This window comes from Williamsia sp. SKLECPSW1, assembly GCF_054332755.1.
Genome location: NZ_JBTGLI010000003.1, coordinates 142,961 through 168,316 on the forward strand (window position 1 = coordinate 142,961; position 25,356 = coordinate 168,316).

Sequence of the window (25,356 nt, forward strand, 5' to 3'; positions counted from 1 at the left end):
CCACAGGTTTAGAGTTATGTCAAGTAGCGGCGTGATGGGGGAAACGCTAGGCATGGAACACGGTGGGAGCCAGCAGGCGCGCCGCGTGTCGCGCGTGTTGTCGCGCCGAGGGCTCTCAGCGGTACGTGGGGAACGACGGCGCGGACACGTTGTACTCGGTCCCGTCACGCGTCAGCAGGTAACCGAGGGTGCGTGCCTTGGCGGCGCCGTCCTCGTCGTCACCCCAGATGACCTTCTTGCCGCCCGCGAGCGTCAGGTGCACACCCGCCACCCCGTCGGCGCCCACCTCGGTGACGCGCCCCCGCAGGTCGGCGGGCAGACCGGCCACCACGGACAGGGCGGCGAGGTCGGCGGCGGAGTCGGTCGAGCGGTCGTCGGTGAGACGGGGCAACCGCGGGAGTGCCTTCTGCTGGGCGAAGTCGACACCGTCGACGTCGACGAGGTGCCACCGGCCCTCGCGCGCGACGAACGCGACGGCCACCCGTTCGACCACGGTGATGTCGATGGCGGAGGGGTAGGCGCGCTGGACCCGCACCGACTTGACCCGCGGGATGGCCGCGATCCGCTCGGCGGCGGGTGCGGTGTCGACCTGGAGCAACGGCGTGCCCCGGACGATCTGCGAGGTCGCGACGATCTGGGCGGGGTCGAGGACGTCGGTGCCGGAGACGTCGATCGACCGCACCGACATCAACGGTGTGAAGTACGAGACGAGTGCGGCGGCTACGACCACCACGATGGCGACGACGGTCCACAGGAGCCGCTTGGCACCACCGACCGGCCGACGACCCCGACGATCGCGTCGGTCGAGCGGGCCGTCGCGGACGTCGTCGCGAGGGCGCTCGCGGATCTCGTCGTCGACCGATGCGGTCATGTCTGTTCTCCCTGCTGTGCCTGCGCCGTCCGGTCCGCACCGGGCCCGTCGACCCGCGCCTGCAGCGCGGCGACGATCTCGGGCCCCTGCATGGTGATGTCACCGGCGCCGAGGGTGAGGATCACGTCGCCCGCCCGGGCGAGACCCGCCACGGCATCCGCGACCTCCGACAGGTGCGGGACGTAGGTCGTGCTCGCCTGCACCCGATCCGCGATCGACCGGCCCGTGACCCCGTCGATGGGTTCTTCCCGCGCGCCGTACACGTCGAGGACGACGACCTCGTCCGCGCCGTCGAGTGCGGAGGCGAACTCGGCCGCGAACGTCGCCGTGCGCGAGTACAGGTGCGGCTGGAACACGGCGACCACACGTCCGCCCGTGGTCTGCGTCGCGAGTTCCCGTGCGGCGGTGACCACCGCCGCGACCTCCGTCGGATGATGGGCGTAGTCGTCGTAGACCGTGATCGACCCGACCCGCCCCCGGAGCTGGAAACGACGGTGCACACCGGTGAACGACTCGAGACCGGCGATCGCACCGTCGACGGGGGCGCCGGAACAGACGGCGGCGGCGATCGCACCGAGCGCGTTGAGCGTCATGTGGATGCCCGGCACACCCACGGTGACGGTGTGCGCGGTGGACTCCCCCGCCCCGGAGAGACCCGGGTCGACGACGACCCGGCCGCGGCCACCGGATCCGTGGGCGGACCAGTCGACCAGTCGCACGGCGTGATCCACCTCGGGGACCCGATCGGCGTGCAGTCCGCGTCCGTAACCGATCACCCGGACACCACGGTCGAGGAGACCGGCCGCCGTGCGCTGCGCGAGTGCGACCGACCCCTCGTCGTCGAGGCACACGACGAGGACACCGCCCGCGTCGAGGCGGTCGACGAAGGCGTCGAACACCGCCACGTAGGCCTCGACGGTCCCGAAGTGATCGAGGTGATCGGCCTCGACGTTGGTCACGACGACGACGTCGGGCCGGTAGGCCAGCAGCGAACCGTCGCTCTCGTCGGCCTCCGCGACGAAGACCTCGCCGGAACCGTGGTGGGCGTTGGTGCCGGACTCGTTGAGTTCACCCCCGACCGCGAACGACGGGTCGAGCCCGCAGTGCTGCAGCGCGACGACCGTCATGGAGGTGGTGGAGGTCTTGCCGTGTGTACCGGCGATGAGGGTGGTGCGGTAGGGCGCCATCAGGTCGGCGAGGACCTGCGGGCGGAGTATCACCGGGATCCCCCGCCGGTTCGCCTCCACCAGTTCGGGATTCGTCTTGGGGATGGCCGCGTGCGTGGTCACCACCACGGTGGGGCCACCGTCGAGCAGGTCGAGTGCGGACGGGTCGTGACCGACACGGATCAGCGCCCCCCGCGCCCGCAGGGCCAACACGCCGCGACCGTCCTTGGCGTCGGACCCGGACACCGCGGCACCGCGGGCGAGCAGGATCCGGGCGAGACCGGACATCCCGGCACCCCCGATGCCGACCATGTGCACCCGACGGAGTTGCTCGGGCAACGCCGCGCTGTCGTCGATCACCGCCGCCCCCGATGCGCGCGCGCCGCCTCCAGACCGGCCCGCGCGACGACCGCCGCGGCGTCGCGGTGGCCCACACCGGATGCCGCGCGGGACATCTCGGCGAGGCGGCCCGGATCGGTGAGCAGGGCGACGATCTCGGTCGAGACGCGGTCGGCGGTGAGGTCACCGTCGTCGACCAGCAGTCCTCCCCCGGCCTCGACGACGGGCAGCGCGTTGAGTCGCTGCTCGCCGTTGCCGTGCGGGAGAGGGACGTAGACCGCCGGCAACCCGGTCGCCGAGATCTCCGCGACCGTCATCGCCCCCGACCGGCACAGCACGAGATCGGCTGCGGCGTAGGCGAGATCCATCCGCTTCAGGTAGCCGACGGCGACGTACGGGGGTGCGCCCTCCGGCGTCGACGGGCTGACCGAGTTCTTGGGTCCGTGTGCGTGCAGCACCCCGATCCCCGCCCGACCCAGCGCCTCCGCCGACGACGCCACCGCCTCGTTGATGGTCCGCGCCCCTTGCGAACCGCCGAAGACCAGCAACGTGGGCGCATCCGGGTCGAGCCCGAAGTAGTGGCGCGCCTGCGCGCGTGTGGCCGCACGGTCGAGGGTGGTCAGCGACCCCCGGACCGGGATGCCGACGACCTCGGCCTCGAGACCGGATCCGTCGACGGCCGCCAGCACGCGGTCGGCGAGCCTGGCACCCACCCGGTTGGCGATGCCCGCACTCGCGTTCGCCTCGTGCACGATGACGGGTATGCGCGACCGCCGCGAGATCTTCTCGCGCGCGGCGATGTACGCGGGGAGCGCGACGTATCCGCCGAAACCGATCACGACGTCGGCCTCGACGGCGTCGAGGACGCGCCGTGTCGCCCGGACCGACCGGCGCAACCGCCCGGGAACCGCGATCAGGTCACGGGAGAGCTTGCGCGGCAGCGGTACCGGCGGGATGAGTTCGAGGGTGTAGCCGCGCTCGCCGACGATGCTGGTCTCGAGTCCCCGCGCGGTGCCGAGCGCGGTGACCCGCGCCTCCGGGTCGAGGCGGCGCACCGCGTCGGCGACGGCGAGGGCGGGTTCGATGTGGCCGGCGGTGCCGCCCCCGGCCACCACCACCGACAGCGGCGCCCCGGCGGTCACCACCGGCTCCCCGGCGGGGACCGACGGGGCGCGCCCGCCGCTGTCCGCACCCGCGGTCGGGGCACCGGGGCACCCCGGGTCGACCGCCACTGCGAGGACATCTCGTGGTCCGGTCCGTGCGAGCGCTCGCGGCGAGGAGGGTGCATGTCCTGTCCGGGTGCGAACCCGAAATATGCTGCGGGACCACGCCGCCGGTGCGGATCCTGCTGCGGCGCACCGCGTTCCTCGCGTCGCGGCGCACCACGGCCCGCCGGCATCCGACGATCGGCGGGCCGTGCGGCGGGACCCGACATGCCGTCGCGGCGCGCCCGCCACTGCTGGACGCGCGGCGGGACGTAGGTCTCGGGCTGCGGCAGGCGCAGGAACCGACCGAAGCGGCCGTCTCCGGTCGCCGCGAGCGCGGCGACCGCCTCCGGTTCGTGACGGGCGGCGTTGGCCAACAACCCCATCATCACCAACACGGTGAACGTCGAGGTACCACCCGCCGACAGCAGCGGCAGCTGGATACCGGTGACGGGCAGCAGCCCGATGACGTAGCCGATGTTGATGAGCGCCTGCACGCTGATCAGCACGGTGATCGACGCGGTCATCATGCGCAGGAACGGATCCACGGCGCGCAGCGCGATCCGCAGTCCGACGAACGCCAGCAGCACGAACAGCGCGATGACGGTGAGGCCGCCGAGCAGTCCGAGTTCCTCGCCGATGATCGCGAAGATGAAGTCGTTGTGCGCGTTCGGCAGATAGTTCCACTTCGCGCGGCTCTGACCGAGTCCCTCACCGAAGACGCCGCCGTTGGCCAGCGCGTATCGCGCCTGGCGCGCCTGGTACCCGGCGCCCTGGGGGTCGTCGATGTTGCCCAGGAAGCTCTGCACGCGCTGCGAGCGGTACCCCTCGGCGAGCGCCAGCACGAGGGCCAGGGCTGCGCCCGCGACGACGAACATGACGAAGACGCGGATGTGCAGACCCGCGAACCAGAGCAGGGTGCCGACGATGATCGCGATCGTGATGGTCGTCGACAGGTTCGGCTCGAGGATGATCAGCGTGCAGACCAGGAAGGCGACCGGGATCAGCGGCACCATCAGTTCCTTGAGCGACGCCTGCTCCCGCAGACGCGACGACAGCAGGTGCGCACCCCACAGGCACAGTGCGAGCTTGACCAGCTCCGAGGGCTGGACCGAGAAACCGGCGACGAGGAACCAGCGCCGGGCGCCGTTGCTGAGGTTGCCGACCCCGGGGACCAGGACCAACGCCAACATCACCGTCGTCACGATCATCATCGGGGCGGCCAGGCGCCGGATGTGCCGGACCGGCACCCGCAGCGCGATGTAGAACAGCACGGCGCCGAGCGTCGCGAACACGACCTGGTTGGTGAACAGGCCGTACGCGGAGCCGTCGCGCGAATACCCCTCCACCGACGAGGCGGAGAGCACCATCACCAGACCGAACACGGTGAGGATCACCGCGAGCGTGACGACGAGGTGGAAGGAGGCGAGCGGCCGCCGCAGGATCGGCTCGACGATGCCGCGGGGGACGTCCCACCACGACGCCGCGCGTGACGTCGACTTCTCCGGCGGCGTCGCCGACGCCGTCATGCGCGGGCCTCGGGCACGGCACCGCACGCGATCGCGGCGGCGGCGAAGGCGTCACCGCGGGCGCCGTAGCCGGGGAACATGTCGAGGGAGGCCGCCGCGGGTGCGAGCAGCACCGCGTCAACGGCGTCCGGTGAGCCGGCGACGAGTGCGTGCGCGGCGGCGACCGCTGCCGACATCACCTGTTCGGCGGGGGTGTGGAACTGCTCGACCGGGTGCCGGGAGACCGCGGCTGCGGCTGTCCGGGCACGGTCGGCAGCGGCGGCGTCGACTCCCGAGACGACCGGAATGGCGTTCACCCGGCCATCGTCCCCTGTGAACAGTGTGACTGTTGGGATTGTAGGGGCGTGTCGCACGATCGCTGCCGCGATCACATCCCGGTCCGCTCCGAGCAGCGCGACCCCCGCCAGGCGATCGGCGACGGCTTTCACCAGGTCGTCGACGGCCGCACCCTTGAGCAGACCACCGGCGACGAGCACGACGCGGGATCGCGCGGCGATCGAGGCCTGGGCGGCATGCGGGTTCGTGGCCTTCGAGTCGTCGACGGCGAGGACGTCTCCCCATCGGGCGACGACCTCACCCCGATGCCGACCCGGCACGAACCCCGACAGTCCGGCGGCGACGTCCCCCGGGTCGATGCCGATGCCCAGACACAGCGCGGCGGCCGCGGTCGCGTCGGCCAGCCCGGGCGGGCCCGGGGGCCGCAGTCCGTCGACGGCGACGACGGGACGCGGCGAACCGTCGGGGCCGAAGGCACGGTCGACGATGTGGCCGTCGACGATCCCGACCTCCCCGTCCCCCGGGGCACCGAGGCGGGTGCGCACGGTGCGCGCGGCGGGGTCGGTGGCCGTCATCGACCCCGCGACCGGGTCGTCGCCGCCGACCACCGCGAGCGGACCGCGCAGCGCGCCCGCCTTGGCGGCGACGTAGGCGTCCATCGACCCGTGCCAGTCCAGGTGGTCCTCGGCGATGTTGAGCACCACCCCGGCGGTCGGGACGACCGACGGTGCCCAGAACAGCTGGAACGACGACAGCTCCGCGGCGAGCACCTCGACGCGCGGCTGCACCGACAGGGCGTCGAGGACGGGCAGGCCGATGTTGCCGCACGCGGCGACCGTCCGCGGGGAGGCCTCCACGATCGCCTCGACCATCGAGGTCGTCGTCGTCTTGCCGTTGGTGCCGGTCACCACCACCCACGTCCGGGGCGGTCCGAGCAGGCCCGAGGCGTCGACGTGCCAGGCGAGTTCGACCTCTCCCCACACCGGCACACCCGAGGCCCGCGCGGCCGCGACGATGTCCGCCTCCGGGCGGAACCCGGGTGACACCACGACCAGGTCGGCGTCGGCGAGGCGTCCGCCGCGCACGACCGCCGAGGTCGCGACGACGTCGAGCCCGGCGAGCGCGGCGCCGGGACGGTCGTCGGCGACGAGCACCTGCGCGCCGCGATCGGCGAGGAACCGTGCGGCCGACGCCCCGGCGGTGCCTGCCCCCGCGACGACGACACGCAGGGCGGCGACGTCCCGCAGCAGTGCGGGTCCCACGGGCTGTGCGCCGGTGCGGCCCGTCATGTCATCCACCGTTCGTGGTCAGGAACTCGCTGTAGAACAGGGACAGCCCGAGCGCGCAGGCGATGGCGGTGAGCAACCAGAAGCGGATGATGACGGTGGTCTCGGCCCACCCGCCGAGTTCGAAGTGGTGGTGGAACGGCGCCATCCGGAACACCCGCCGACCGGTGGTGCGGAAGAACGCGATCTGCATGACGACCGAGACGATCTCGGCGACGAACAGCGCGCCGAGGACGACGGCGAGGAGCTCGGTGCGTGTCGTGATGGACAGGCCGGCGAGCATGCCGCCGAGCGCCAGCGACCCCGTGTCGCCCATGAAGATCTTGGCCGGTGCGGCGTTCCACCACAGGAACCCCAGGCACGCACCACCGCCGGCCACGGCGATGAGCGCGAGGTCCAGTGGGTCGCGGACGTTGTAGCAGCCCGAGCTGACGTCGGTCCCGAGCTTCGGTCCCCCGGAACAGGCGTTGCGGTACTGCCAGAAGGTCACCAGGACGTAGGACCCGAGCACCATCGCCATGGAGCCGGCCGCGAGGCCGTCGAGCCCGTCGGTGAAGTTGACGGCGTTCGACCACGCCGCGACGACCAGCCAGCAGAAGATCACGAACGCGACCGACCCCAGGGTCACCGCGTTGATGTCGCGGACGTAGGACAGCTTGACCGAGGCCGGCGCGTCACCGTTGCCGTTGCGGAACTGCAGTGCGAGCACGCCGAAGAGCAGCGCCGCGATCAGCTGCCCGACCGACTTCGCGGTCTTGTTCAGCCCGAGGTTGCGCTGCTTGCGGATCTTGATGAAGTCGTCGAGGAACCCGACACCGCCCAGGACCGTGGCCAGCGCGAGGACCAGCATGCCCGACGCACTCGGACCCTGCCCGCCGTTGATGAGGCCGGTGAGGTGCGACGCCCAGTAACCCGCCCACAGCGCCGCGATGATCGCGACACCGCCCATCGACGGCGTACCGCGCTTGGTCTGGTGGCTCTGCGGGCCCTCGACCCGGATCTCCTGACCGAACCCCTGACGGGAGAAGACCTTGATCAGCACCGGGGTCAACAGGATCGACACCGCGAGCGCGACCGCACCGGCCACCAAGATCTGCGTCACCTGAGTCGTCCCCATCGTCCACATCCGGCCCGCGGGTACGGGCGGAACCCACCGGGCGGTGTCACGGCAGGGCCGTGCACCGTTGGTCATCCAACAATGTCCGCGCCAATCGGGACAACTCGCCCCCACCACCGGCGAGGAGGATCACGTCCCCGGCGGCGAGTTCGGCGTCGAGGGTCGCCCACGCGGCGTCGGCGTCGGCGACGAGCCGAGCCTCGTCGCCCCAGGACCCCTCCATCACCGCACCCTGGTGCAGCGCGCGCACCCAGCGCGACCCGCCCACCGACACGGTCGTGTCGACGGCGAGGCGCACGGCCCGACGGCCGATCCGGTCGTGGGCGACGGCGCGGCCGGTGCCGGCCGGGTCGTCGGGATCGATGCCGTCGGGGCCCTGCGCGCCGACGTCGAGGTCGCCCAGCACGGCCCAGGTCCGCGCCGGGCCGTCGGCGAGCTCGCGTCCACGGGCGGTGCGGACGAGGTCTGCGAGAGCGTCGGCGACGTCGTCGGGTCCTGCGGGCGCGCCGGTCCGGTCGATCACCCAGACGGCGGTGTCCATGGGGGTCATGCGTCCTCCCCCGTCGGCGTGTCCGTCCGGGCGAGCCGCGCGTCGATCGCGTGGGCGACGACCGTCCGGTCGTCGAACGGCGTCTTCACCCCGGCCACCTCCTGGCCCGTCTCGTGCCCCTTGCCCGCGACGAGCACCACGTCACCGGATTGCGCCCAGTCGATCGCGTGGGCGATGGCGGCGGCGCGGTCACCGATCTCGACCACGCCCTGCGCCCCGATCGGCCGTGCGTCGGCGTCGACCCCCTGGGCCCCGGCGCGCACCGCGGCCCGGATCAGTGCGGGGTCCTCGTCGCGCGGGTTGTCGTCGGTCACCACCACGAGGTGGGCGCCCCGTGCCGCCGCCGCGCCCATGAGGGGTCTCTTCCCGACGTCGCGGTTGCCGCCCGCGCCGACGACGACGGCGAGGCGGCCCTGCGTCTGACCGCGCAGCGTCGCGATCACCGCGTCGAGCGCGGCGGGCTTGTGGGCGTAGTCGACGACGGCGAGGAAGTCCTGGCCGCGTTCGACGAGTTCGACGCGGCCGGGCACCCGCACCTCGCTGACGCCGCGGGCGGCGTCGTCCACGGCGACGCCGGCCGCGTCGGCGACCGCCAGCGCGATGACCGCGTTGGCCACGTTGTAGCGACCGGGCAGCGGTACCCGCACCGGATGCGTCGACCCCATCGGGGTGCGCACCGTGACCGTCTGCGACCCGTCCTCGCGCAGCCGAGACGGTCCGGCGAACCAGTCGGCGTCGCTGTGGCGGGTGGAGGTCGTCACCGCTCCGTGCCCGACCAACGAGGCCAGGCGTTCGCCCCACTCGTCGTCGACGCAGATGATCGCCCGCGCAGCGGGTTCCGACGCGCCGGGGGTGCCGTGCTCGGACGGCACGGGCACGAACAGCCGTGACTTCGCCTCGAAGTAGTCGAGCATCGTCGGGTGGAAGTCGAGGTGGTCCTGCGAGAGGTTCGTGAACGCCCCGATCGCGAAGTGCGCACCCCGCACCCGACCGAGTGCCAGTGCGTGGCTGGAGACCTCCATCACCACCGTGTCCACGCCCTCCTCCACCATGGCGGCCAGCATCGCCTGCAGCGCGGGCGCCTCGGGGGTGGTGAGCGAACTGGGCTGGCGCACACCGGCGATGCGCGTCTCGACGGTCCCGATCAGTCCGACGGTGTGACCGGCGGCCATGAGCGCCGCCTCGAGCATGTAGCTCGACGTGGTCTTGCCGGAGGTCCCGGTGACGCCGATGAGACGCAGCCGTCGCGACGGGTCGCCGTAGACACGGGCGCTGACCGCGCCGAGCACGCTGCGCGGGTCCGGGTGCACCAGGACGGCGACGGTCGTGCCCGGGGGGACCGTCGACGCCAGCAGGGACTCCCCGGCGGCGTCGGTGAGGACGGCGGTCGCGCCGGCGTCGATCGCGTCGACGGCGAACTGTGCGCCGTGTGCGCGGGCGCCCGGCAGAGCGGCGAAGAGGTCGCCGGCGACGACGTCCTGCGCGCGCAGGGTGGCACCGGCGACCGTGGTCGACGTGCTCGCCCCGCCCCGGAGGTCGAGACGCGCCGACGCCGCCTCGACGATGACGTCGACGGCGAACTGTGCGCCGTGTGCGCGGGCACCCGGCAGAGCGGCGAAGAGGTCGCCGGCGACGACGTCCTGCGCGCGCAGGGTGGCACCGGTGACCGTGGTCGACGTGCTCGCCCCGCCCAGGAGGTCGAGACGCGCCGACGCCGCCTCGGCGATGACGTCGACGGCGCACGGGGTCACCGACCGCGGGCGGAGCACGGACCGCGGCGTCGGGTTGCTCACCTGATCACCACTCCTGTCGCACCCACATCGACACCCGGCCGCGTCTGCGGCCGCCTCCGAGCACGTCAGCCTACGCGGGCCGACCACCGGTGGGACTCAGGTCGCCTGCAGGATCATCTTCGGGGCGGGCTGCGGCGACATCCGGATGTGCTCGCGCTGCAGCATCCACGACGCGATCGTCTCGAACAGCGGCGCCGCGGACTCGCCGCCGCTCCCGTCGCTGCTCCGTGACGGGTCGTCGAGCATGATGCCGACCACGAACTTCGGGTCGTCGGCCGGGGTGATCCCGGCGAAGGTGATGTTGTAGCTGGAGTTGGAGTAGCAGCCGCAGTTCGGGTCGACCTGCTGGGCGGTACCCGTCTTCGCGCTCACCTGGTAGCCGGGGATGGCTCCCTTGGACCCGGTCCCCTGCTGCTCGCCGGTCGGATCGGACTGGACGATGGCGCGGAACATGTCCCGCACCGTCTCGGCCGTCTGCGGACTGACCACACGAACACCGGGCGGAGGCGGCGTCGGCCCACCGGAGCCCGTCGACTCGACGATCCGCGGCGGGATGCGCAGACCGTCGTTGGCGATCGCCTGGTACATGCTCGTCATCTGCAGCAGCGTCATCGAGAGGCCCTGTCCGATGGGCAGGTTCGCGAACGTGCCGCCCGACCACTGACTGCGGGCGGGGACGTCGCCTGCGCTCTCGCCGGGCAGTCCGACCTGGGTGCGCTGACCGAGTCCGAAGCGCTGCAGCATCGCCGCCAGCCGGTCCTCGCCGACCTTCTGCGCCAGCATCAGCGTGCCGACGTTCGACGACTTCCCGAAGATGCCGGTGGTGGTGTACGGAGCCAGACCGTGCGACCAGGCGTCGTGCACGGTGACGCCGGCCATCTGGATGCTGCCGGGCACCTCGTGCACCTGGGTCGGCGTGGTGAGGCCGTACTGGATGGCGGCCGACGCCGTGACGATCTTGTTGACCGACCCGGGCTCGAACGGAGACGTCACCGGGAGGTTGCCGAGCTGCGCGTTCTGCTGCTGCCCCAACGGCTTCGACGCGTCGAAGGTGCCGTCGTTGGCCATCGCGAGGACCTGCCCGGTGTGGGCGTCGAGGACGACGGCCGAGGCGTTCTTCGCCCCGGACATCTCCTTGGCCTTCTGCACCTGGGCCTGCACGAACCACTGCACGTCGGAGTCGATGGTGAGCTGGACGCGCTTGCCGTTGACGGCCGGGTGGACGTTGCGCGTGCTGCCGGGGATCACCGCACCGTCACTGCCGCGGTCGTAGGTCTTCGACCCGTCGGTGCCGTGCAGGACGGAGTCCATGGACGACTCGAGGCCGATGAGCCCGTTGCCGTCGAAGTCGACGTCGCCGACGATGTTGGCCGCCAACGACCCCCCGGGGTACAGACGGATGTCCTGGCGCTCGGCGCCGACCTCCGGGAACTCGTCGGTGATCTTCCCGGCGACCTCCATGCCCACCGATCGGGCGAGGTAGACGAACGACGAGTTGCTCGTCAGTTCCGACAGCAGCGACTCCCGCGAGACCGCACCGCCCAGCGCGGTGTAGACGCCGTCGGCGATCTGCCGGATCCGTGTCGACGCGTCGGGGACCGAGGAGTCCTTCGCGTGCGCGGCGTCCATCGCGGCGCGCTCCTTCACCGGTTGGAACGTGAGCGCACGCGCCTCCTCGGTGTAGGCCAGCGGCTTGCCGTTGCGATCGACGATCGGGCCGCGCTGCGCGGGCAGCACCTCGGTGACGGTGCGTTGGTCGGCCGCCTGGGCCGACAGCGAGGACGACTCGAACACCTGCAGTGACACCAGCTTCCCCGCCACCAGCACGACGGCGAGGCCGAGCACCAGCGCACCGAGACGGGTGCGGGTGACGAACTGCGGGACCTTCGCGCGGGCGCGTGCGCCGGCGCTGACACGACCGTCACCGCGAATGGATCCCGAGTGCGGACGTCCGGCGCGGGGCGGCGCGTCGGCGCGGTTGCGCGCACCCGAGGTGGCCTTGCGGGCACCGGAGGGCGGGCGGCGGGTCCGGGTGGTGCTCATGTCGCCGGTGCGGCCGCGACGGGCGGAGCGGTCGGGATCCGGTGCATGGGCCGAGTCTGCTCTCCGGAACGGGCTCCGTCCGGCAGCCCGCCCGGCGTGGCGCCGATCCGTCATCGCGGAACGGAGGAATCCGTCGAGCCGGACGTGCCGGCGGTCGACTGACCTGCCTGCGTACCCGGGGGCGCCTGCGTGGCGGGTGCCGGGTTCGCCGGTGCGGTCGCGGCGGGCGCTGTGGAATCCGGTGTGGTGGAGGTGCCCTGCGGCGCGGCGGCGGGAGCGCTGCTGCCGGGCAGGACATTCGGCGCCGGTGCGACGACCGGATCACCCGCACCGGGCGTGTCCGCAGGCGCGGGCGCCTGGGCGGTGTTGCCGTCGGTCGACGAACCCGGTTGCGGCGCAACGGTCCGCTGGGCGCCGTCGTTCAGCGCCGGGGCGGGTGCACCGGCGGCGGCCTCGGGCTCGCCCACGATCCGGATCTTCCCGTCGGGTCCCACGACCATCCGGGCGACGTCCTTCGCCGGGATCATGCCGAGCTCGCCGGCCTTCTTCGCCAGTTGCGGTGCGGCGTTGAACGACTCCCACGACTTCTTCAAGGCGTCGAGCTGCGCGGCACCGGCCGCGTTCTGCTGCCGGGCGTCGGACAGACCGTAGGAGTCCTCGGCCGCGGTCGTCGACAACCAGAGTGTCAACGCCAGACCGACGGCGAGGATGCCGATGACGAGGACGGCGAAGGGCATGCGGCGCAGGGCGTCTGCGGGCGAGGCGAGCAACCGTGCCAGTCCACCGGAGCGCTGTGGGCGTCCGACGAGTGTGGCGGTCGAGCGCTGCACGGTCCGACGGCGCCGTCGGTCGAGGGCGCGCTGTGCTGCCGGGGACCGGGTACCGCGGGTCCGGGTCGACGCGCCGCCGCGGTCACGACGGGCGGCGCGTGGTCCGGCGTCCCGGTCGGTGTCGCCGTCGCTGTCGTCGAGGACGGTCGTCGCACCCGCGGGGTCGCGCAGCAGGCCGTCGTCGTGGTCGTCACCGGTCATCGGCGGGTCTCCCTCGTGGTGCGTGCGGTCGTGAGAAAGGACATGGCTCGGGGGTGCCCCGCGGCAGCGGAGACGGTCACGGGCGCAGGGATGTTCGTTCCACGGCGCGCAGGCGCACCGGTGCCGATCGGGGATTGCGCTCGAGTTCCTCGTCGCTCGCGCGTTCGGCGCCGCGGGTGACGGCCGTGAACGTGGGTGCGGTGCCCGGCAGGTCGAACGGGAGACCCGGTGGGGTCGACGACGTCGTGCGCCGGGTGAACTCCTGTTTGACGATCCGGTCCTCGAGGGACTGGTAGCTCATCACCACGAGGCGCCCGCCGACGGCGAGCGCGTCGAGGGCACGCGGTATCGCGGCCCGCAGCGAGTCGAGCTCGCCGTTGACCTCGATCCGCAGCGCCTGGAAGGTGCGCTTGGCGGGGTGTCCGCCGGTCCGGCGGGTGGCCGCCGGGATGACGCGGTACAGCAGTTCCACGAGCCGGCCACTGGTGGTGAAGGGTTCGACGGCCCGCTCGCGCAGCACCGCCGACGCGATCTTGCCGGCGAAGCGCTCCTCGCCGTAGGTCGAGAGGACACGGGCCAGATCACCGTGCTCGTAGGTGTTCAGCACGTCGGCGGCGGTGAGGCCGCGTGAGGTGTCCATCCGCATGTCGAGCGGGGCGTCGACCGCGTACGCGAACCCCCGGTCGGCCTGGTCGAGCTGCATCGAGGAGACGCCGAGGTCGTAGAGGGCCGCATCGACCGCCGCGATCCCGGCGTCGGCGAGGACCTCGTCGATCGCGTCGTAGCGGCTGTGGGCGACGGTGATGCGATCGGCGAAGGGCGCCAGGCGCTCCCGCGCTCCGGCGATCGCCGCGCTGTCACGGTCGAGGGCGACAACCCGTGCCGCGGGGAAGGTCCGCAGGATCAGCTCGGAGTGCCCGCCGGCACCGAGCGTCGCGTCGACGAACACGGAGTCCGACCCGTCCGGGTCGACGCGTGTGAGTGCCGGGGTGACGAGGTCGAGCATGCGCTCGGCCATGACGGGAACGTGCCCGTGGTCGCCGGTGGTGGACATCCGCGACACCCTTTCGCGACGGCGGCCGGTCGTGACCGGGGCGGTGAGGCCGGGTCCCCGCCCGAGTCCGCACCTGGCGCTGGGGAAGTGCGTCAGGGTCGGATCGGGCGAAGGCCTGGCCTCGCCGCTCGCGGTCGCGGTGCGTCCCGCCGTCGTCTCCGGTGGCGGGACCGTGGTCACAGGATCGATCCCAGTGCCGGGTTGTCGCCGCGCGAGTAGCTCTCCTCGTGCTGCGCCTGGTAGGTCTCCCAGGCCTCGGCGTCCCAGACCTCCACGTTGTCGAAGTTGCCGATCACCGTGCAGACCTTCGACAGGCCGGCGTAACGCCGGTGCTCTGCCGAGAGGGTGATGCGCCCCTGAGCGTCGGGGGCCATCTCCTCCGTGCTCGACATGAGGGTGCGCTGGAACATGCGCGCCTTCTCGTCGACCTTGGACGCCGCTGCGGCACGCAGCGCGATCTCCTCGAACTTCTCCGGCGAGTAGATCGTGAGGCACCGGTCCTGACCGCGTGTCACCAACATCCCTCCCGCCAGTTGATCGCGGAACTTCGCGGGCAACGTGAGCCGCCCCTTCTCGTCCAACTTGTGCGTGTGGGTGCCGACGAACACGTTCGCGACACCTCCCGCCGGTGGAGGAGGGGGTCCGGCACTCCCTGCCTCCGCGAGCCACTCTACCCCACTTTCCCCCACTTGCCACCAAAATCTTTCGCATCGAGTCGACACACCGGCTTAAAATATGCTCTGAACTGCAGTTGTTCCGGTGGGGCACTATCGCGGACCTCGGACCGCGCGGCGGGCCGAGGGCGACGAAACGCCCAGGTCGCGCAGAACGTCCCGCCCACGACAGGGCCGATGGGGGCGCACGTGGGAGAAAGTGGGGATTCGGGGGACCCGCCTCAGAACCGGCGTGACCGGACCACGTGGGGTCACGAAAAAGGCCGCGCACCCGGATGGGTACGCGGCCTGTGCGAGCTCGCCGGGATCAGCCCCGACGAGGCGCGATGGTCACTCCTGGTCGAACCTGCGGTTGAACCGCTCTTCCATGCGCTCGCTGAACGACCGCGACGACTTGGTGCGGCCACGGCGGGCCGTACCGCCCGAGGAGCCGGACGACGAGTCCTCCGACTGCGACGACGACGAACCCGCACCCCAGAGCGCGAGGAGGCCGGCGCCGAACATGACGAGGAATCCGACGAGGCTGAGGATCGGGAACCCGCCGACGGTCACGTCGACGACGACACCGCCGATGAGAAGCGCGAGACCGATGACGAAGACCACGGCCGCCTGGAGGCGACGACGTGCCGCGGACCCACCGAACCGACGACGACGCACGTTCGACGCGAACTTCGGGTCCTCGGCGTACAACGCGTTCTCGATCTGTTCGAGCATCCGCTGCTCATGCTCCGAGAGTGGCACCGCCCCTCCTAACAGCACTCGTCCGGTGACCGGAATCGTTGCGAGTCGTCTCGCCCGTGTGGCGTGTCCGAGCGGCTCGGGCCCGCGTCCCGGGCCAGTGAGCCAATACTACGAGGTGTTCGGCGATGCGACCACCATTACTCGCTGGACACGGCGAGACACCTCACGCCGTCCGCATGTCCGGCGACGACCACCGCTGTGGCGCGACATCGCCGCGCGCGCAGGCGTCGACGAGTGCCTCGACGTCGGCGAGGAAATCGACGACGGCGCGACGCGTCGTCGTGACCGTCTCGGCGGGCACCTCGTGCACGACGCCGAGCTCGATGTCGGCACGGAGACGGGACAGGCCGGCGAAGTACGTGGCCCATCGCGTGAACGCCGGGACGCTGCCGGGCAGCCTCGCCCAGGCGCTGGACGACCCCCGGCGACGCGTCGACCCCTCGCCGACGGCCAGCGCCGCGCCGGCCGCGCGGAGGGCGGCGAGGTACAGGCCCCGCAGTTGCTCGGCGGTGTCGTCGACGTCGGTGGCGTGCACGGCCATGGTGTCGGCGCGGACCAGGAGATCGCGTGCGCGCATCAACGCCCTCGGATCGGGTGTCGACCGTCGTGTCGTCATCGCTCTCCCCTCTCCGGTGGTCTCGGCCGTGTCTCGTGTCAGGTACAACACCGCGACGTCGCGGCGCGTTCCGTGCCGACCTCGCAGAGACGGTGATACCTGCCACCACCGACAATCCGTGACCGCCGGGGATCGACCCGGCGGCAGACGCTTCCCTCGTCCACCGCCGAGCCGACCGCACGTCGTCGGGTACGAAATGACTCGTCGCGGAGGTTGAGCACTCGAACACCCGTTCGACCTATTCAATATAACCACCCGCCGCGCAGTGCTCAAGAGGAGGCGCCACACCCGTGCCCGTGCGACTCGTCGACCTGACCGTCGCCGACATGGACACCTGGCTGCCGCCTGCGCTGGACATCTACGTCGCCGCGATGGGGTACCCGCGCGGCACCCAGACCCATCGCGCACCGCTGTGGTCCGACCACACCCGGCGCAGCGGGTGGCAGGCCGTCGGCGCGGTGGAGACAGGACCCGACGGGTCGCAGCAGCTCGTGGCGATCGGATACGGGTACCGCGGCGCCCCCGACCAGTGGTGGAACCAACAGCTCTGCGCCGGCCTCCGGCACGCCGGGTTCACCGCACCCCAGATCACCGAGATCACCCGCGACTACTTCGAGCTGACCGAACTGCACGTCCACCCCGGGCACCAGGGCTCGGGACTCGGTGAGCGCGTCCTCGTCCGGCTGCTCCGCGACCGTCTCGAGAGCAGCGTCCTGCTCTCGACCCCCGAGGTGCCCCGCGACGACAACCGCGCGTGGCGGCTCTATCGGCGTCTGGGGTTCGACGACCTCCTGCGGCACTTCAGCTTCACCGGCGACCCGCGGCCGTTCGCCGTCCTCGGCCGTCGGCTGCCCCTGCGCACCGGTCGCTGAGACCCGCATCCCGGCAGACCGGGCACCATGGGGTGATGCACAGCTCGCACGACGTCGTCGTGGTCGGCGCAGGACACAACGGTCTGGTCGCGGCGGCCCTGCTCGCACGCTCCGGCCTCGACGTCGCCGTGGTGGAGCGCGACACGGTCCCCGGCGGGGCGGTGTCCACCGTCGAGCGGTTCCCGGGCTACCGCGTCGACCGGGGCTCGAGTGCGCACATCATGATCCGGCACACGGGCATCGTCGAGCGTCTCGACCTCGCGCGGCACGGCCTGCGCTACGTCGACTGTGACCCCTGGGCGTTCGCGCCCGCGGTCGGCGACTCCCCCGCGATCGTGTTCCGGGTCGACCTCGACGCCACCTGCGCCTCCATCGAGGCGTCCTGTGGCACGCGGGACGCGCAGGCCTACCGCGACTTCGTCGGGATCTGGGGGCCCCGGTCGGCTGCGGTCATGCGGATGTTCGGCGCGCGGCCCGCCCCGGCGGCGTTCGTCCGGGCGTTCTGGGGCATGCCCACCCGCGACGGCCGGTCCGGACGGAGCGCGGGACCCGAGCTCGCACAGGAGTTCCTGCGGTCGGGCGACGCCCTGCTCGACAGCTGGTTCGACTCCGAGCGGCTCAAGGCGGCCCTCGCATGGTTCGGCGCGCAGTCCGGTCCGCCGATGAGCGAGCCCGGGACGGCGCCGATGGTCGGCATCGCGGCGTTGATGCACACGGGCCCACCCGGTCGAGCGATCGGTGGCAGCGGAGCCCTGACCACAGCGCTGATCTCGTCGCTCGAATCCGACGGCGGCAGTGTGCATCTCGGTGACGCCGCCGTCGAGATCCGCCCCGTCGGCGACCGGTGGCGCGTCCGCACGGCCGCCGGCGTCGAGCACAGCGCGCGTCAGGTGATCGCGGCCTGCCACGTCATCACGACACTCGAGATGCTGCGCGAGGGTGGACACAACGGCGCGATCCTGGATCGCTGGCGGTCGCGGATCGACGTGGGACCCGGTGTGGGCAGCGCGATCCGCGTCGGCACCACGGCGTTGCCGAGGTATGCGAACCTTCCGGCCGGACTCCCCGAGCACGGCGTGCACTCCGGGCTGGGACTCCTCGTCACCGACCGCGGCCATCTCGCGCGCGCCCACGGTGACGCACGGGCCGGCGATCTCCCGCGGCGACCCGTGGTGCTGCCGATGGGGTTCTCGGCGATCGACCCCACGCTGGCACCACCGGGGCGGCACATGCTCACGCTGTGGACGCAGTGGCACCCCTACCGACTCTCCGGCGGACGATCCTGGGACTCGGTGCGCCGGCAGGCCACCGACGCGGTGGTCGCCGAGATGGAATCGTGGGCACCGGGGTTCGCCGACAGCATCGAGCACGTGTACGCCCAGACCCCCGACCGGCTCGAGTCCGAGCTCGGTCTCGTGGGCGGCAACGTCATGCACGTCGACATGTCGGCGGACCAGATGTTCGCCTTCCGGCCCCACCCCGACCTCGGGGGCCACACCGTGCCCGGCGCCGACGGACTCTTCCTGGCCGGCGCCTCCACCCACCCGGGCGGCGGGGTGTCGGGCATGTCGGGTTCGATCGCCGCGCAGGCGGTGCTGTCGTCGCGCACGGGCACCCTCGATCGGATGCGGTCGGTGCTCACGGACGCGTTGCCCGGCGTGCTCGGCACCGGCGGACGTCGATGACCCGCACCGACGCCCCGACCATCCGGTCCCGGGGCGCCCTGCCCACCGTCGCCCTGCTGGCCGTCGGGGTGTCCATCGCCGCCCAGATCGCCTACCCGCTGGCCGGTCCCGGGACGCGGGACACCGTGACCGTCGTCGTGCTCGCGGCGGCCGTCGTGGCGATGGCGATCGACGCCGTCGTCACACTCGGCCCACGACGCGGCGGCGTCGTGGTGATCGGTGTCCCCGTGCTCGCCTTCGCCGCGGAGTGGTCGGGGACGCACACCGGCTTCCCGTTCGGCTCCTACGCCTACGCCGACGACCGCCTGTGGCCCCATGTCGCCGGGGTGCCCCTGTGGATCAGCGCGGCGTGGCTGATCGGGGTGTGGGCGGTGTGGCGCGTCGCGTCGCTCGTCGTCCCGGACGGCGCCGTGCCCCGTGTCGCGCTGGCGACCGTCGGTCTCGTCGGCTGGGACCTGTATCTGGACCCGCAGATGGTGGCCGACGGGCTGTGGGCGTGGAACAGCACGGACGCAGGGCTGCCCGGCATGCGGCAGATCCCGTTGACCAACTTCGCCGGCTGGGCCCTCGTCGGTGTCGTCGCCATGACGGTCATCGAGCTGTGCCGTCGGGACAGGACACCTCCCGCGCTCGACGTCGGCCGCTCGGTGCCCGTGGTGCCACTGATCTGGGTGCTGTGGACGTGGATCGGCTCGGCGGTCGCGCAGTCGTTCCTGCTGCACGACGGGAATCTGCGTCCCGGCCTCGTCTACGGGGTCGTCGTGATGGGGCTGCTCGCGCTCCCCGCCGTCGTCGTCGCGGCGCGTCCGCGACGACACGCGGCGCGGGCTGGCACGATGTCCGCGTGACGTCCTCGCCGAACCCACGTCCGGTCCGCCACGCCCGGTCCCGCTTGGCCCGCGCCCTGATCGCGACGCTCGTCCTGCTGGGTGCCTGCTGGTCGCTCACGTCGTGCATGGACCGCTCCTCCTACGTCGGCGACCGGCTCTGGGGCGATCTGGTCGTCGCGCAGAAGTCGTCGGGCGACGCCAACGGCGCGACCGGCGCCTCGTCCGGGGTGCCGCGCATCGAGGTGCCGCAGTCGATGGCGGGCAACGTCGTGGCGCAGGACTACGACTCCGACGGCTTCCGCGGAACCCGCATCACCTACAGCGCCCTGCCCGTCGGGCAGTTCAACCAACTCGGCGACCTGTTGCTCGAGGCGTACCCCAACTCGTCGGTGAGCATGCAGCTCACGACCAAGCGCAGCGGTGACGTCGTCCGGCTGCGCGCCTCGGCGGACCTCACACCGCTGACGGAGGGGCGCGACCTCATCGTGCTGACCGTGCGCTTCGCCGGGTCGATCTCGGCGACGAACGGCCGGCAGATCGCCGACGACACCGTCCGGTGGACTCCGCAGCCCGGCACCACCGGCAACCTGTCCGCCGAGGCGGACTACCCGGACCCGGGCACGGCGGCATTCGACGACTGGACGTGGCTTCTCGTCGGCATCACGATCGCGGTCGTCCTCATCGTCGGCGGTGTCGCCTACCTCGCGCGGGACACCACCCCCCGCGTGACCTCGCCGCCGCGCGACTCCTGAAGCGGTGCGAGTGTCGCCGGACCGGTCCGGACCGCCCGCCTGGGTCGTCGGCCCCGTGCTGGCGCAGCTCGTCGTCGCGGCGGTCAACCGCACCACCGTCGGCGGGCTGTCGGCACCCGCCACCGACCGTCGGCCGGTGGACGAGCCCGTGACCGTCTGCGTTCCCGCCCGCGACGAGGCCGACCACATCGCCGACGTCGTCGCCGACCTGCGCGCGCAACGCGGCCTACGGGAGCTGCGGGTGATCGTCCTCGACGACGCCTCCCGTGACGGGACAGGACCGCTCGCCCGCGCCGCGGCGGGTGACGACCCCCGCGTCGAGGTGCTCGACGGCGTGGGGGATCCCCCGCCGGGCTGGACGGGCAAGGCATGGGCGATCGAACGCATGACGCGGGGGCGACTCACCCGTCCACCGGCACCCGGCTGGCTGTGCCTCGTCGACGCCGACGTCCGCCTGCGCCCGGACGCCGTCGCATCGGCGGTCGCGCTGCTGCGGGACGAGGACCGTCGTCGTCCCGCCGGACGGCAGGTCGGCCTGCTGAGCCTGTGGCCGCGTCAGGACACCGGATCGCCCACGGAGACCCTGCTGCAACCGTTGCCGTGCTGGTCGTGGTCGACCACGGTCCCGATCCGACTCAGCGAACGCCGGCCGTCCGCGGCGACGGCCCTCGCCAACGGACAGTTCCTCCTGATGCCGACGGATGTGCACCGGCGTGTGGGAGGTCACCGGTGTGTGGCCGGCTCGCCCGCCGACGACCTCGCCCTCGCGCGTGCGGTCCGCGACGCGGGTCTGGCCACCGTCATCCGCTATGGCCGCGATCAGGTGACGTGCCGGATGTACACCGACGGCCGATCGCTGGCGGCGGGGTATCTGCGGTGGCTGGGAACGGAGTTCGGCCGTCCTGCCGGACTCGCGGGGGTCGTCGGCACCGGCGTGGCTCAGGCGGCACCGACATGGGCGGTGATCCGGTCGCCGCGCAGCGTCCGCGCGTGGTGTCTGTACGCCGCGACCGTGTCGACCCGGGTGCTCGTCCGCTCGGCGGAGTGTCCACGCCTCACGCGGTCGGACGTGGTGTCCGCTGCGGCCCACGGCCCGGCGGTGCTCGTCGCGACCGGACTGGTCGTGGAGTCGGTGCGACGGACGCGCGCCGACGGTCTGCGGTGGAAGGGGCGCCGACTACGCACCTGAGGCGACCGACTCGCCGCGCGCAGCGGGTCTCAGGCGACGAGGGCGTCCATGCCGAGCCGCTGCAGGACCTCGCCCGTGGCGCGCGCGAAGTTCAGGCTGCAGAAGTGCAGGCACGGTGCGCCTTCGGCGATGAGCCGTTCGGCGATCTCGGTGGCGATGTCGATGCCGACCGCGCGGATGGCGTCCCGGTTGGCGACCTCGTCGTCGCCGGCCGCTCGGGCGAGCCGCTCGTCGAGGTCCGCGGGCATGGTCGACCCGGACAGCTCCATCATCCGGCGCACCGACGCCAGCGAGGTGATCGGCATGATGCCCGGGATGATCGGCTTCGCGCCCTGCTCGGGGTCGGCGGCGGCGACACGGTCACGCAGACGCAGATAGTCCTCGACGCGGAAGAACATCTGAGTGATCGAGTACTCGGCTCCCGCACGCAGCTTCGCCACGAGGTTGCGGGTGTCCTCCTCGAGATCGGGAGCACGGTGATGGCCCTCGGGGAACGACGCCACGCCGACCTCGAACTCGCCGAGTTCGTCGACGAGCCGGACCAGCTCCTCCGCGTAGGAGACCCCCTCGGGGTGCTTCGTCCAGTCCCCCAGCGGATCTCCCGGGGGATCGCCGCGCAGCGCGAGGATGTTGGTGATGCCCTGGTCGGCGTAGGACCCGACCAGCGCCCGCAGTTCGTCGATGCTGTGGTTCACGGCCGTCAGGTGCGCCACGGTCGTCAACGTGGTCTCGCGGGCCATCTCACCGGCGATCCGCACGGTGCGGTCGCGGCTGGTCCCGCCGGCACCGTAGGTGAGCGACGCGAACGCGGGGCGCAGCTGCTCGAACACACGCACGGCACGCCACAGGCGCTCTTCGCCCGCCTGGTCCTTCGGTGGGAAGAACTCCACGGAGAAGGGCACCGGACCGGCGTGCGGTGCGGACAGTCGTGCGATGACGGACTGTTGTGCGGTCGGTGATGTCACCTGAGCGATCATAGAGGTCGGGTCGGTCGACCACCCGTCTCGCCCGCGAGCGGACGCAGACGAGCGACGTCACCCCCCGTCGCCGCCCGGAGCCGTCGGCGACCGCCGGTAGTCTCGTGGCGTGCTGCCGACCACGATCGACGACGTCCCCGCAGCGGTCGGTCGCCTGCTCTCGGATCTGTTCGACGAGCGTCGGACCGCGACGTCCGCCGTCTCCGACCGCGTCGCAGACCTCACCGACCTCATCGGCGACTTCGTGCTCGGTGGCGGCAAGCGGGTCCGTCCGACCTTCGCGTGGGCCGGCTTCCGGCTGGCGGGTGGTGACACCGACGACCCCGACGCGTCCACGGCGTTCGGGGTCTGCGCCGCGCTCGAGCTGATCCAGGCGTGCGCGCTCATCCACGACGACGTCATCGACCGGTCCGACACGCGGCGGGGACGGCCCACCGTGCACCGTGCCGTCGCCGCCCGCCACCGCGAACGCGGGTGGCTCGGCGACCCCGACCACTTCGGGATCTCGACGGCGATCCTGCTGGGTGACCTGGCGTTGAGCTGGGCCGACGACATCGTCGCGCAGGCACCGCTGCACCCGGCTGTGCGGCCCCGCGTCGTCGAGGTGTGGACGGCGATGCGCACCGAGGTGCTCGCCGGCCAGACGCTCGACATCGTGACCGAGGCCGCCGCCGACGAATCGGTCGACGCCGCCTACCGGGTGATGCGGTTCAAGACCGCCGGGTACACCGTCGCCCGCCCGCTCCAGCTGGGCGCCTCGCTGGCCGGCGCAGGCGACGAGACCGTCGAGACCCTCGGTCGCGTCGGCGACGGGCTCGGTGTCGCGTTCCAACTCCGCGACGACATGCTCGGCGTCTTCGGCGACCCGGCGGTGACGGGCAAGCCCTCCGGCGACGACCTCGTCGCCGGCAAGCGGACCGCCCTGCTCGCGGTCGCGCTCCGCCGGACCGACGCCGACGACCCCGCCGCCGCCGCGCGTCTGCGGGCACTCGTGGGTCGCCCCCTGACCCCCGCCGAGGTCGACGAGGCCCGCGCGATCCTCGTCGACTGCGGTGCGGCCGCGGAGACCGAGGAGGAGATCGGGAACCTCGTCGACGGCGCACTCGCCGTCCTCGAGGGTCTCGACGCACCCGCCGGAGCTCGCGCGGACCTCACCGTCGTCGCCCATGCCCTGACCCGGAGGCGGCACTGATGTCCGGTCCGATCCCCGTTCCCCGCCCGTCACGGGCCCGGCGGGTCCCCGGTCCCGTCCGGCACGTCGTCGTCGTCGGCGCGGGCCTGTCGGGACTCGCCGCCGCGTTGCACCTGCGCGGCGCGGGACTCGACGTGACCGTGGTCGAGGAGGCCGCGACACCGGGCGGACGCGTCCGCACCGAGGTCGTCGACGGCGTCCCGTTCGACACCGGCGCCTCTGTGCTCACCATGCCCGCGTTGATCACCCGGCCGATGTCGGCGGTCGGCGTCGACCATGCCGAGGCACTGCGTCGGCTGGATCTGCGTGCCCTCGACCCGACCTACCAGATGCGCTACGCCGACGGCGTCGAGTTCGCCGTCCGCCGCGGCCTGCAGGACCGCCTCGTCGAGATCGAACGGACCTTCGGCGCCGCGTCCGCGGACGGTTACCGCCGCTACGACGCGTGGTTGCAGAGGCTGTACGACGTCGAGTTCGACCGCTTCCTCGACCGCAACCACGACTCCGTCCTCGACTATGTCGCGAGTTCCGAGATGCGTTCCGGGGTGCGCGAACTCGTCACGATGGGCGCGGTCCGCCGGCTGACCGCCGCGGTCGACCGCTTCATCGGCGACGAACGGCTGCAGCGCGCGGTCACCTTCCAGGCCCTCTACGCCGGTGTGCCGCCGAGCCAGGCCCCCGCGATCTACGCGGTGATCGCCCACATGGACGTCGGTCTCGGCGTCGACTACCCGATCGGCGGCATGGGTCGCGTCGGCGCGGTGATGGCGCAGGCGCTCGTCGACGCCGGCGGGGCCGTGCGGTACTCGCAACCGGCGACGTCGGTGCGGTCGGCCGGCGGACGGGCCGTCGCCGTCGCGACACCGGAGGGCGAGATCCCCTGCGACGCAGTGGTCGTGACCACCGACGCCCCGGTGACCCGACGTCTGCTCGGCGACACTGGTCGCACCCGACGGATCCGGCACTCACCGAGCGCCGTCGTCGCGCATGTCACGGTCGACCGGGAGGTCACCGCCACCTGGCCCGGCGGGCACCACACCATCGACTTCGGCGCCGCCTGGACGGGGACGTTCCGAGAACTGACCGCTCGTCACGGTCGGCTCATGAGCGACCCGTCGATCCTCATGAACCGCCCCGCGGTGACCGACCCCGATCACTTCGTCACCGACGGCGCCGAGTCGGTGTCCGTGCTCGCCCCGTGCCCCAACCTCGACTCGGCCGACCTCGCGTGGGATGAGATCGCGCGGCCGTATGTCGCCGAGTATCTGGGAGTGCTCGAGGAGAGGGGCTACAAGGGCATCTCCGACGCGCGGGTGCACCGCGTCGACCATCCCGGCACCTGGGCCGCCGACGGCATGTCGGCCGGGACACCGTTCGCGGCCGCGCACACCCTCGGCCAGACCGGCCCGCTGCGGACCCCGAACCTGTGGCGCGGCGCGGAGAACGTCGTGCTCGCCGGCAGCAGCACCGTCCCCGGCGTCGGGATCCCCCCCGTCCTCATCTCGGGTCGCCTCGCCGCGGACCGGATCACCGCCTGAGCCGCGTGGCCACGCAGGGGTGTGGCCGGC

The 25,356-nt window shown here is 72.3% G+C and carries 22 protein-coding genes; 7 read left to right on the plus strand and 15 right to left on the minus strand.

What is annotated here, in order from left to right; genetic code table 11:
- Window positions 1-115: 115 nt before the first annotated feature.
- From ACXVUM_RS20055 to ACXVUM_RS20120, 14 genes are all read right to left on the minus strand, one after another.
- Complete coding sequence (locus tag ACXVUM_RS20055; RefSeq protein WP_458523690.1) at window positions 116-871, minus strand: cell division protein FtsQ/DivIB; 756 nt, start codon at window positions 869-871, stop codon at window positions 116-118.
- Window positions 868-2,349, minus strand: a complete 1,482-nt coding sequence (gene murC / locus ACXVUM_RS20060; protein ID WP_458523791.1) for a UDP-N-acetylmuramate--L-alanine ligase — start codon at window positions 2,347-2,349, stop codon at window positions 868-870. Before murC ends, ACXVUM_RS20055 begins: the two co-directional genes overlap by 4 nt.
- A 44-nt stretch (window positions 2,350-2,393) precedes the next feature.
- Window positions 2,394-3,518, minus strand: a complete 1,125-nt coding sequence (gene murG, locus ACXVUM_RS20065) for an undecaprenyldiphospho-muramoylpentapeptide beta-N-acetylglucosaminyltransferase (RefSeq protein ID WP_458523691.1) — start codon at window positions 3,516-3,518, stop codon at window positions 2,394-2,396.
- Complete coding sequence (gene ftsW, locus ACXVUM_RS20070) at window positions 3,515-5,110, minus strand: putative lipid II flippase FtsW (RefSeq protein ID WP_458523692.1); 1,596 nt, start codon at window positions 5,108-5,110, stop codon at window positions 3,515-3,517. The genes murG and ftsW overlap by 4 nt, the downstream gene beginning before the upstream one ends.
- On the minus strand, window positions 5,107-6,675 hold the full coding sequence (gene murD / locus ACXVUM_RS20075; RefSeq protein WP_458523693.1) for a UDP-N-acetylmuramoyl-L-alanine--D-glutamate ligase: 1,569 nt from the start codon (window positions 6,673-6,675) through the stop codon (window positions 5,107-5,109). The genes ftsW and murD overlap by 4 nt, the downstream gene beginning before the upstream one ends.
- Before the next feature lies 1 nt (window position 6,676).
- Window positions 6,677-7,774, minus strand: coding sequence for a phospho-N-acetylmuramoyl-pentapeptide-transferase (gene mraY, locus ACXVUM_RS20080; RefSeq protein ID WP_458523694.1), 1,098 nt, complete (start codon window positions 7,772-7,774; stop codon window positions 6,677-6,679).
- Window positions 7,775-7,835: 61 nt separating this feature from the next.
- Entirely contained in the window at window positions 7,836-8,339 is a 504-nt protein-coding gene (locus tag ACXVUM_RS20085) for a UDP-N-acetylmuramoyl-tripeptide--D-alanyl-D-alanine ligase (protein WP_458523695.1), read from the minus strand.
- Window positions 8,336-9,949 carry a UDP-N-acetylmuramoyl-L-alanyl-D-glutamate--2,6-diaminopimelate ligase gene (locus ACXVUM_RS20090; protein WP_458523792.1) on the minus strand — a complete coding sequence of 538 codons (1,614 nt, stop codon included), beginning with the start codon at window positions 9,947-9,949 and terminating at the stop codon, window positions 8,336-8,338. Before ACXVUM_RS20090 ends, ACXVUM_RS20085 begins: the two co-directional genes overlap by 4 nt.
- Window positions 9,950-10,228: 279 nt before the next feature.
- On the minus strand, window positions 10,229-12,175 hold the full coding sequence (locus ACXVUM_RS20095) for a peptidoglycan D,D-transpeptidase FtsI family protein (RefSeq protein ID WP_458523696.1): 1,947 nt from the start codon (window positions 12,173-12,175) through the stop codon (window positions 10,229-10,231).
- A gap of 110 nt (window positions 12,176-12,285) precedes the next feature.
- Complete coding sequence (locus ACXVUM_RS20100; protein ID WP_458523697.1) at window positions 12,286-13,206, minus strand: hypothetical protein; 921 nt, start codon at window positions 13,204-13,206, stop codon at window positions 12,286-12,288.
- A 76-nt stretch (window positions 13,207-13,282) separates the two neighbouring features.
- On the minus strand, window positions 13,283-14,260 hold the full coding sequence (gene rsmH / locus ACXVUM_RS20105; RefSeq protein WP_458523698.1) for a 16S rRNA (cytosine(1402)-N(4))-methyltransferase RsmH: 978 nt from the start codon (window positions 14,258-14,260) through the stop codon (window positions 13,283-13,285).
- A 176-nt stretch (window positions 14,261-14,436) separates the two neighbouring features.
- Window positions 14,437-14,868, minus strand: coding sequence for a division/cell wall cluster transcriptional repressor MraZ (mraZ, locus tag ACXVUM_RS20110; RefSeq protein WP_458523699.1), 432 nt, complete (start codon window positions 14,866-14,868; stop codon window positions 14,437-14,439).
- Window positions 14,869-15,264: 396 nt separating this feature from the next.
- The gene (locus tag ACXVUM_RS20115) at window positions 15,265-15,675 is read right to left on the minus strand and encodes a DUF3040 domain-containing protein (protein ID WP_458523700.1); all 411 of its coding nucleotides are present in this window, start codon (window positions 15,673-15,675) and stop codon (window positions 15,265-15,267) included.
- 163 nt (window positions 15,676-15,838) lie between these two features.
- Complete coding sequence (locus tag ACXVUM_RS20120; RefSeq protein WP_458523701.1) at window positions 15,839-16,291, minus strand: SAV_6107 family HEPN domain-containing protein; 453 nt, start codon at window positions 16,289-16,291, stop codon at window positions 15,839-15,841.
- Between the two features lie 290 nt (window positions 16,292-16,581).
- Between ACXVUM_RS20120 and ACXVUM_RS20125 the strand changes: the two genes are divergently transcribed.
- The 5 genes from ACXVUM_RS20125 to ACXVUM_RS20145 are packed head-to-tail and all read left to right on the plus strand — an operon-like array spanning window position 16,582 to window position 21,619.
- Complete coding sequence (locus ACXVUM_RS20125; protein ID WP_458523702.1) at window positions 16,582-17,163, plus strand: GNAT family N-acetyltransferase; 582 nt, start codon at window positions 16,582-16,584, stop codon at window positions 17,161-17,163.
- A 35-nt stretch (window positions 17,164-17,198) separates the two neighbouring features.
- A complete protein-coding gene (locus tag ACXVUM_RS20130) occupies window positions 17,199-18,848 on the plus strand; it encodes a phytoene desaturase family protein (RefSeq protein ID WP_458523703.1) in 1,650 nt (549 codons plus the stop codon).
- Window positions 18,845-19,696 carry a carotenoid biosynthesis protein gene (locus tag ACXVUM_RS20135; RefSeq protein ID WP_458523704.1) on the plus strand — a complete coding sequence of 284 codons (852 nt, stop codon included), beginning with the start codon at window positions 18,845-18,847 and terminating at the stop codon, window positions 19,694-19,696. Before ACXVUM_RS20130 ends, ACXVUM_RS20135 begins: the two co-directional genes overlap by 4 nt.
- The gene (locus ACXVUM_RS20140; protein ID WP_458523705.1) at window positions 19,693-20,430 is read left to right on the plus strand and encodes an LppM family (lipo)protein; all 738 of its coding nucleotides are present in this window, start codon (window positions 19,693-19,695) and stop codon (window positions 20,428-20,430) included. The genes ACXVUM_RS20135 and ACXVUM_RS20140 overlap by 4 nt, the downstream gene beginning before the upstream one ends.
- 4 nt (window positions 20,431-20,434) lie before the next feature.
- The gene (locus tag ACXVUM_RS20145) at window positions 20,435-21,619 is read left to right on the plus strand and encodes a glycosyltransferase (RefSeq protein ID WP_458523706.1); all 1,185 of its coding nucleotides are present in this window, start codon (window positions 20,435-20,437) and stop codon (window positions 21,617-21,619) included.
- Between the two features lie 29 nt (window positions 21,620-21,648).
- Here ACXVUM_RS20145 and metF read toward each other — a convergent pair whose 3' ends face one another.
- Window positions 21,649-22,596, minus strand: coding sequence for a methylenetetrahydrofolate reductase [NAD(P)H] (metF, locus tag ACXVUM_RS20150; protein WP_458523707.1), 948 nt, complete (start codon window positions 22,594-22,596; stop codon window positions 21,649-21,651).
- Window positions 22,597-22,705: 109 nt separating this feature from the next.
- On the opposite strand from metF, the gene ACXVUM_RS20155 reads away from it, so the two are divergent.
- Together ACXVUM_RS20155 and crtI are read left to right on the plus strand one after the other, a co-directional pair.
- Window positions 22,706-23,788: a polyprenyl synthetase family protein gene (locus ACXVUM_RS20155; RefSeq protein ID WP_458523708.1), complete on the plus strand. Its 1,083-nt coding sequence runs from the start codon at window positions 22,706-22,708 to the stop codon at window positions 23,786-23,788.
- Window positions 23,788-25,326 carry a phytoene desaturase family protein gene (crtI, locus tag ACXVUM_RS20160; RefSeq protein ID WP_458523709.1) on the plus strand — a complete coding sequence of 513 codons (1,539 nt, stop codon included), beginning with the start codon at window positions 23,788-23,790 and terminating at the stop codon, window positions 25,324-25,326. The genes ACXVUM_RS20155 and crtI overlap by 1 nt, the downstream gene beginning before the upstream one ends.
- The last annotated feature ends 30 nt before the right edge of the window (window positions 25,327-25,356 follow it).

What these genes read in the sequence shown, in the direction of transcription:
- murC (WP_458523791.1), bottom strand. Translation starts at nt 2,349, where the DNA reads ATGGTCGGCATCGGGGGTGCCGGGATGTCCGGTCTCGCCCGGATCCTG.
- crtI (WP_458523709.1), top strand. Translation starts at nt 23,788, where the DNA reads ATGTCCGGTCCGATCCCCGTTCCCCGCCCGTCACGGGCCCGGCGGGTC.
- ACXVUM_RS20100 (WP_458523697.1), bottom strand. Translation starts at nt 13,206, where the DNA reads ATGACCGGTGACGACCACGACGACGGCCTGCTGCGCGACCCCGCGGGT.
- ACXVUM_RS20120 (WP_458523701.1), bottom strand. Translation starts at nt 16,291, where the DNA reads ATGACGACACGACGGTCGACACCCGATCCGAGGGCGTTGATGCGCGCA.
- ACXVUM_RS20130 (WP_458523703.1), top strand. Translation starts at nt 17,199, where the DNA reads ATGCACAGCTCGCACGACGTCGTCGTGGTCGGCGCAGGACACAACGGT.
- ACXVUM_RS20055 (WP_458523690.1), bottom strand. Translation starts at nt 871, where the DNA reads ATGACCGCATCGGTCGACGACGAGATCCGCGAGCGCCCTCGCGACGAC.
- ACXVUM_RS20095 (WP_458523696.1), bottom strand. Translation starts at nt 12,175, where the DNA reads ATGAGCACCACCCGGACCCGCCGCCCGCCCTCCGGTGCCCGCAAGGCC.
- ftsW (WP_458523692.1), bottom strand. Translation starts at nt 5,110, where the DNA reads ATGACGGCGTCGGCGACGCCGCCGGAGAAGTCGACGTCACGCGCGGCG.
- ACXVUM_RS20085 (WP_458523695.1), bottom strand. Translation starts at nt 8,339, where the DNA reads ATGACCCCCATGGACACCGCCGTCTGGGTGATCGACCGGACCGGCGCG.
- murD (WP_458523693.1), bottom strand. Translation starts at nt 6,675, where the DNA reads ATGACGGGCCGCACCGGCGCACAGCCCGTGGGACCCGCACTGCTGCGG.
- rsmH (WP_458523698.1), bottom strand. Translation starts at nt 14,260, where the DNA reads ATGTCCACCACCGGCGACCACGGGCACGTTCCCGTCATGGCCGAGCGC.
- ACXVUM_RS20135 (WP_458523704.1), top strand. Translation starts at nt 18,845, where the DNA reads ATGACCCGCACCGACGCCCCGACCATCCGGTCCCGGGGCGCCCTGCCC.
- metF (WP_458523707.1), bottom strand. Translation starts at nt 22,596, where the DNA reads ATGATCGCTCAGGTGACATCACCGACCGCACAACAGTCCGTCATCGCA.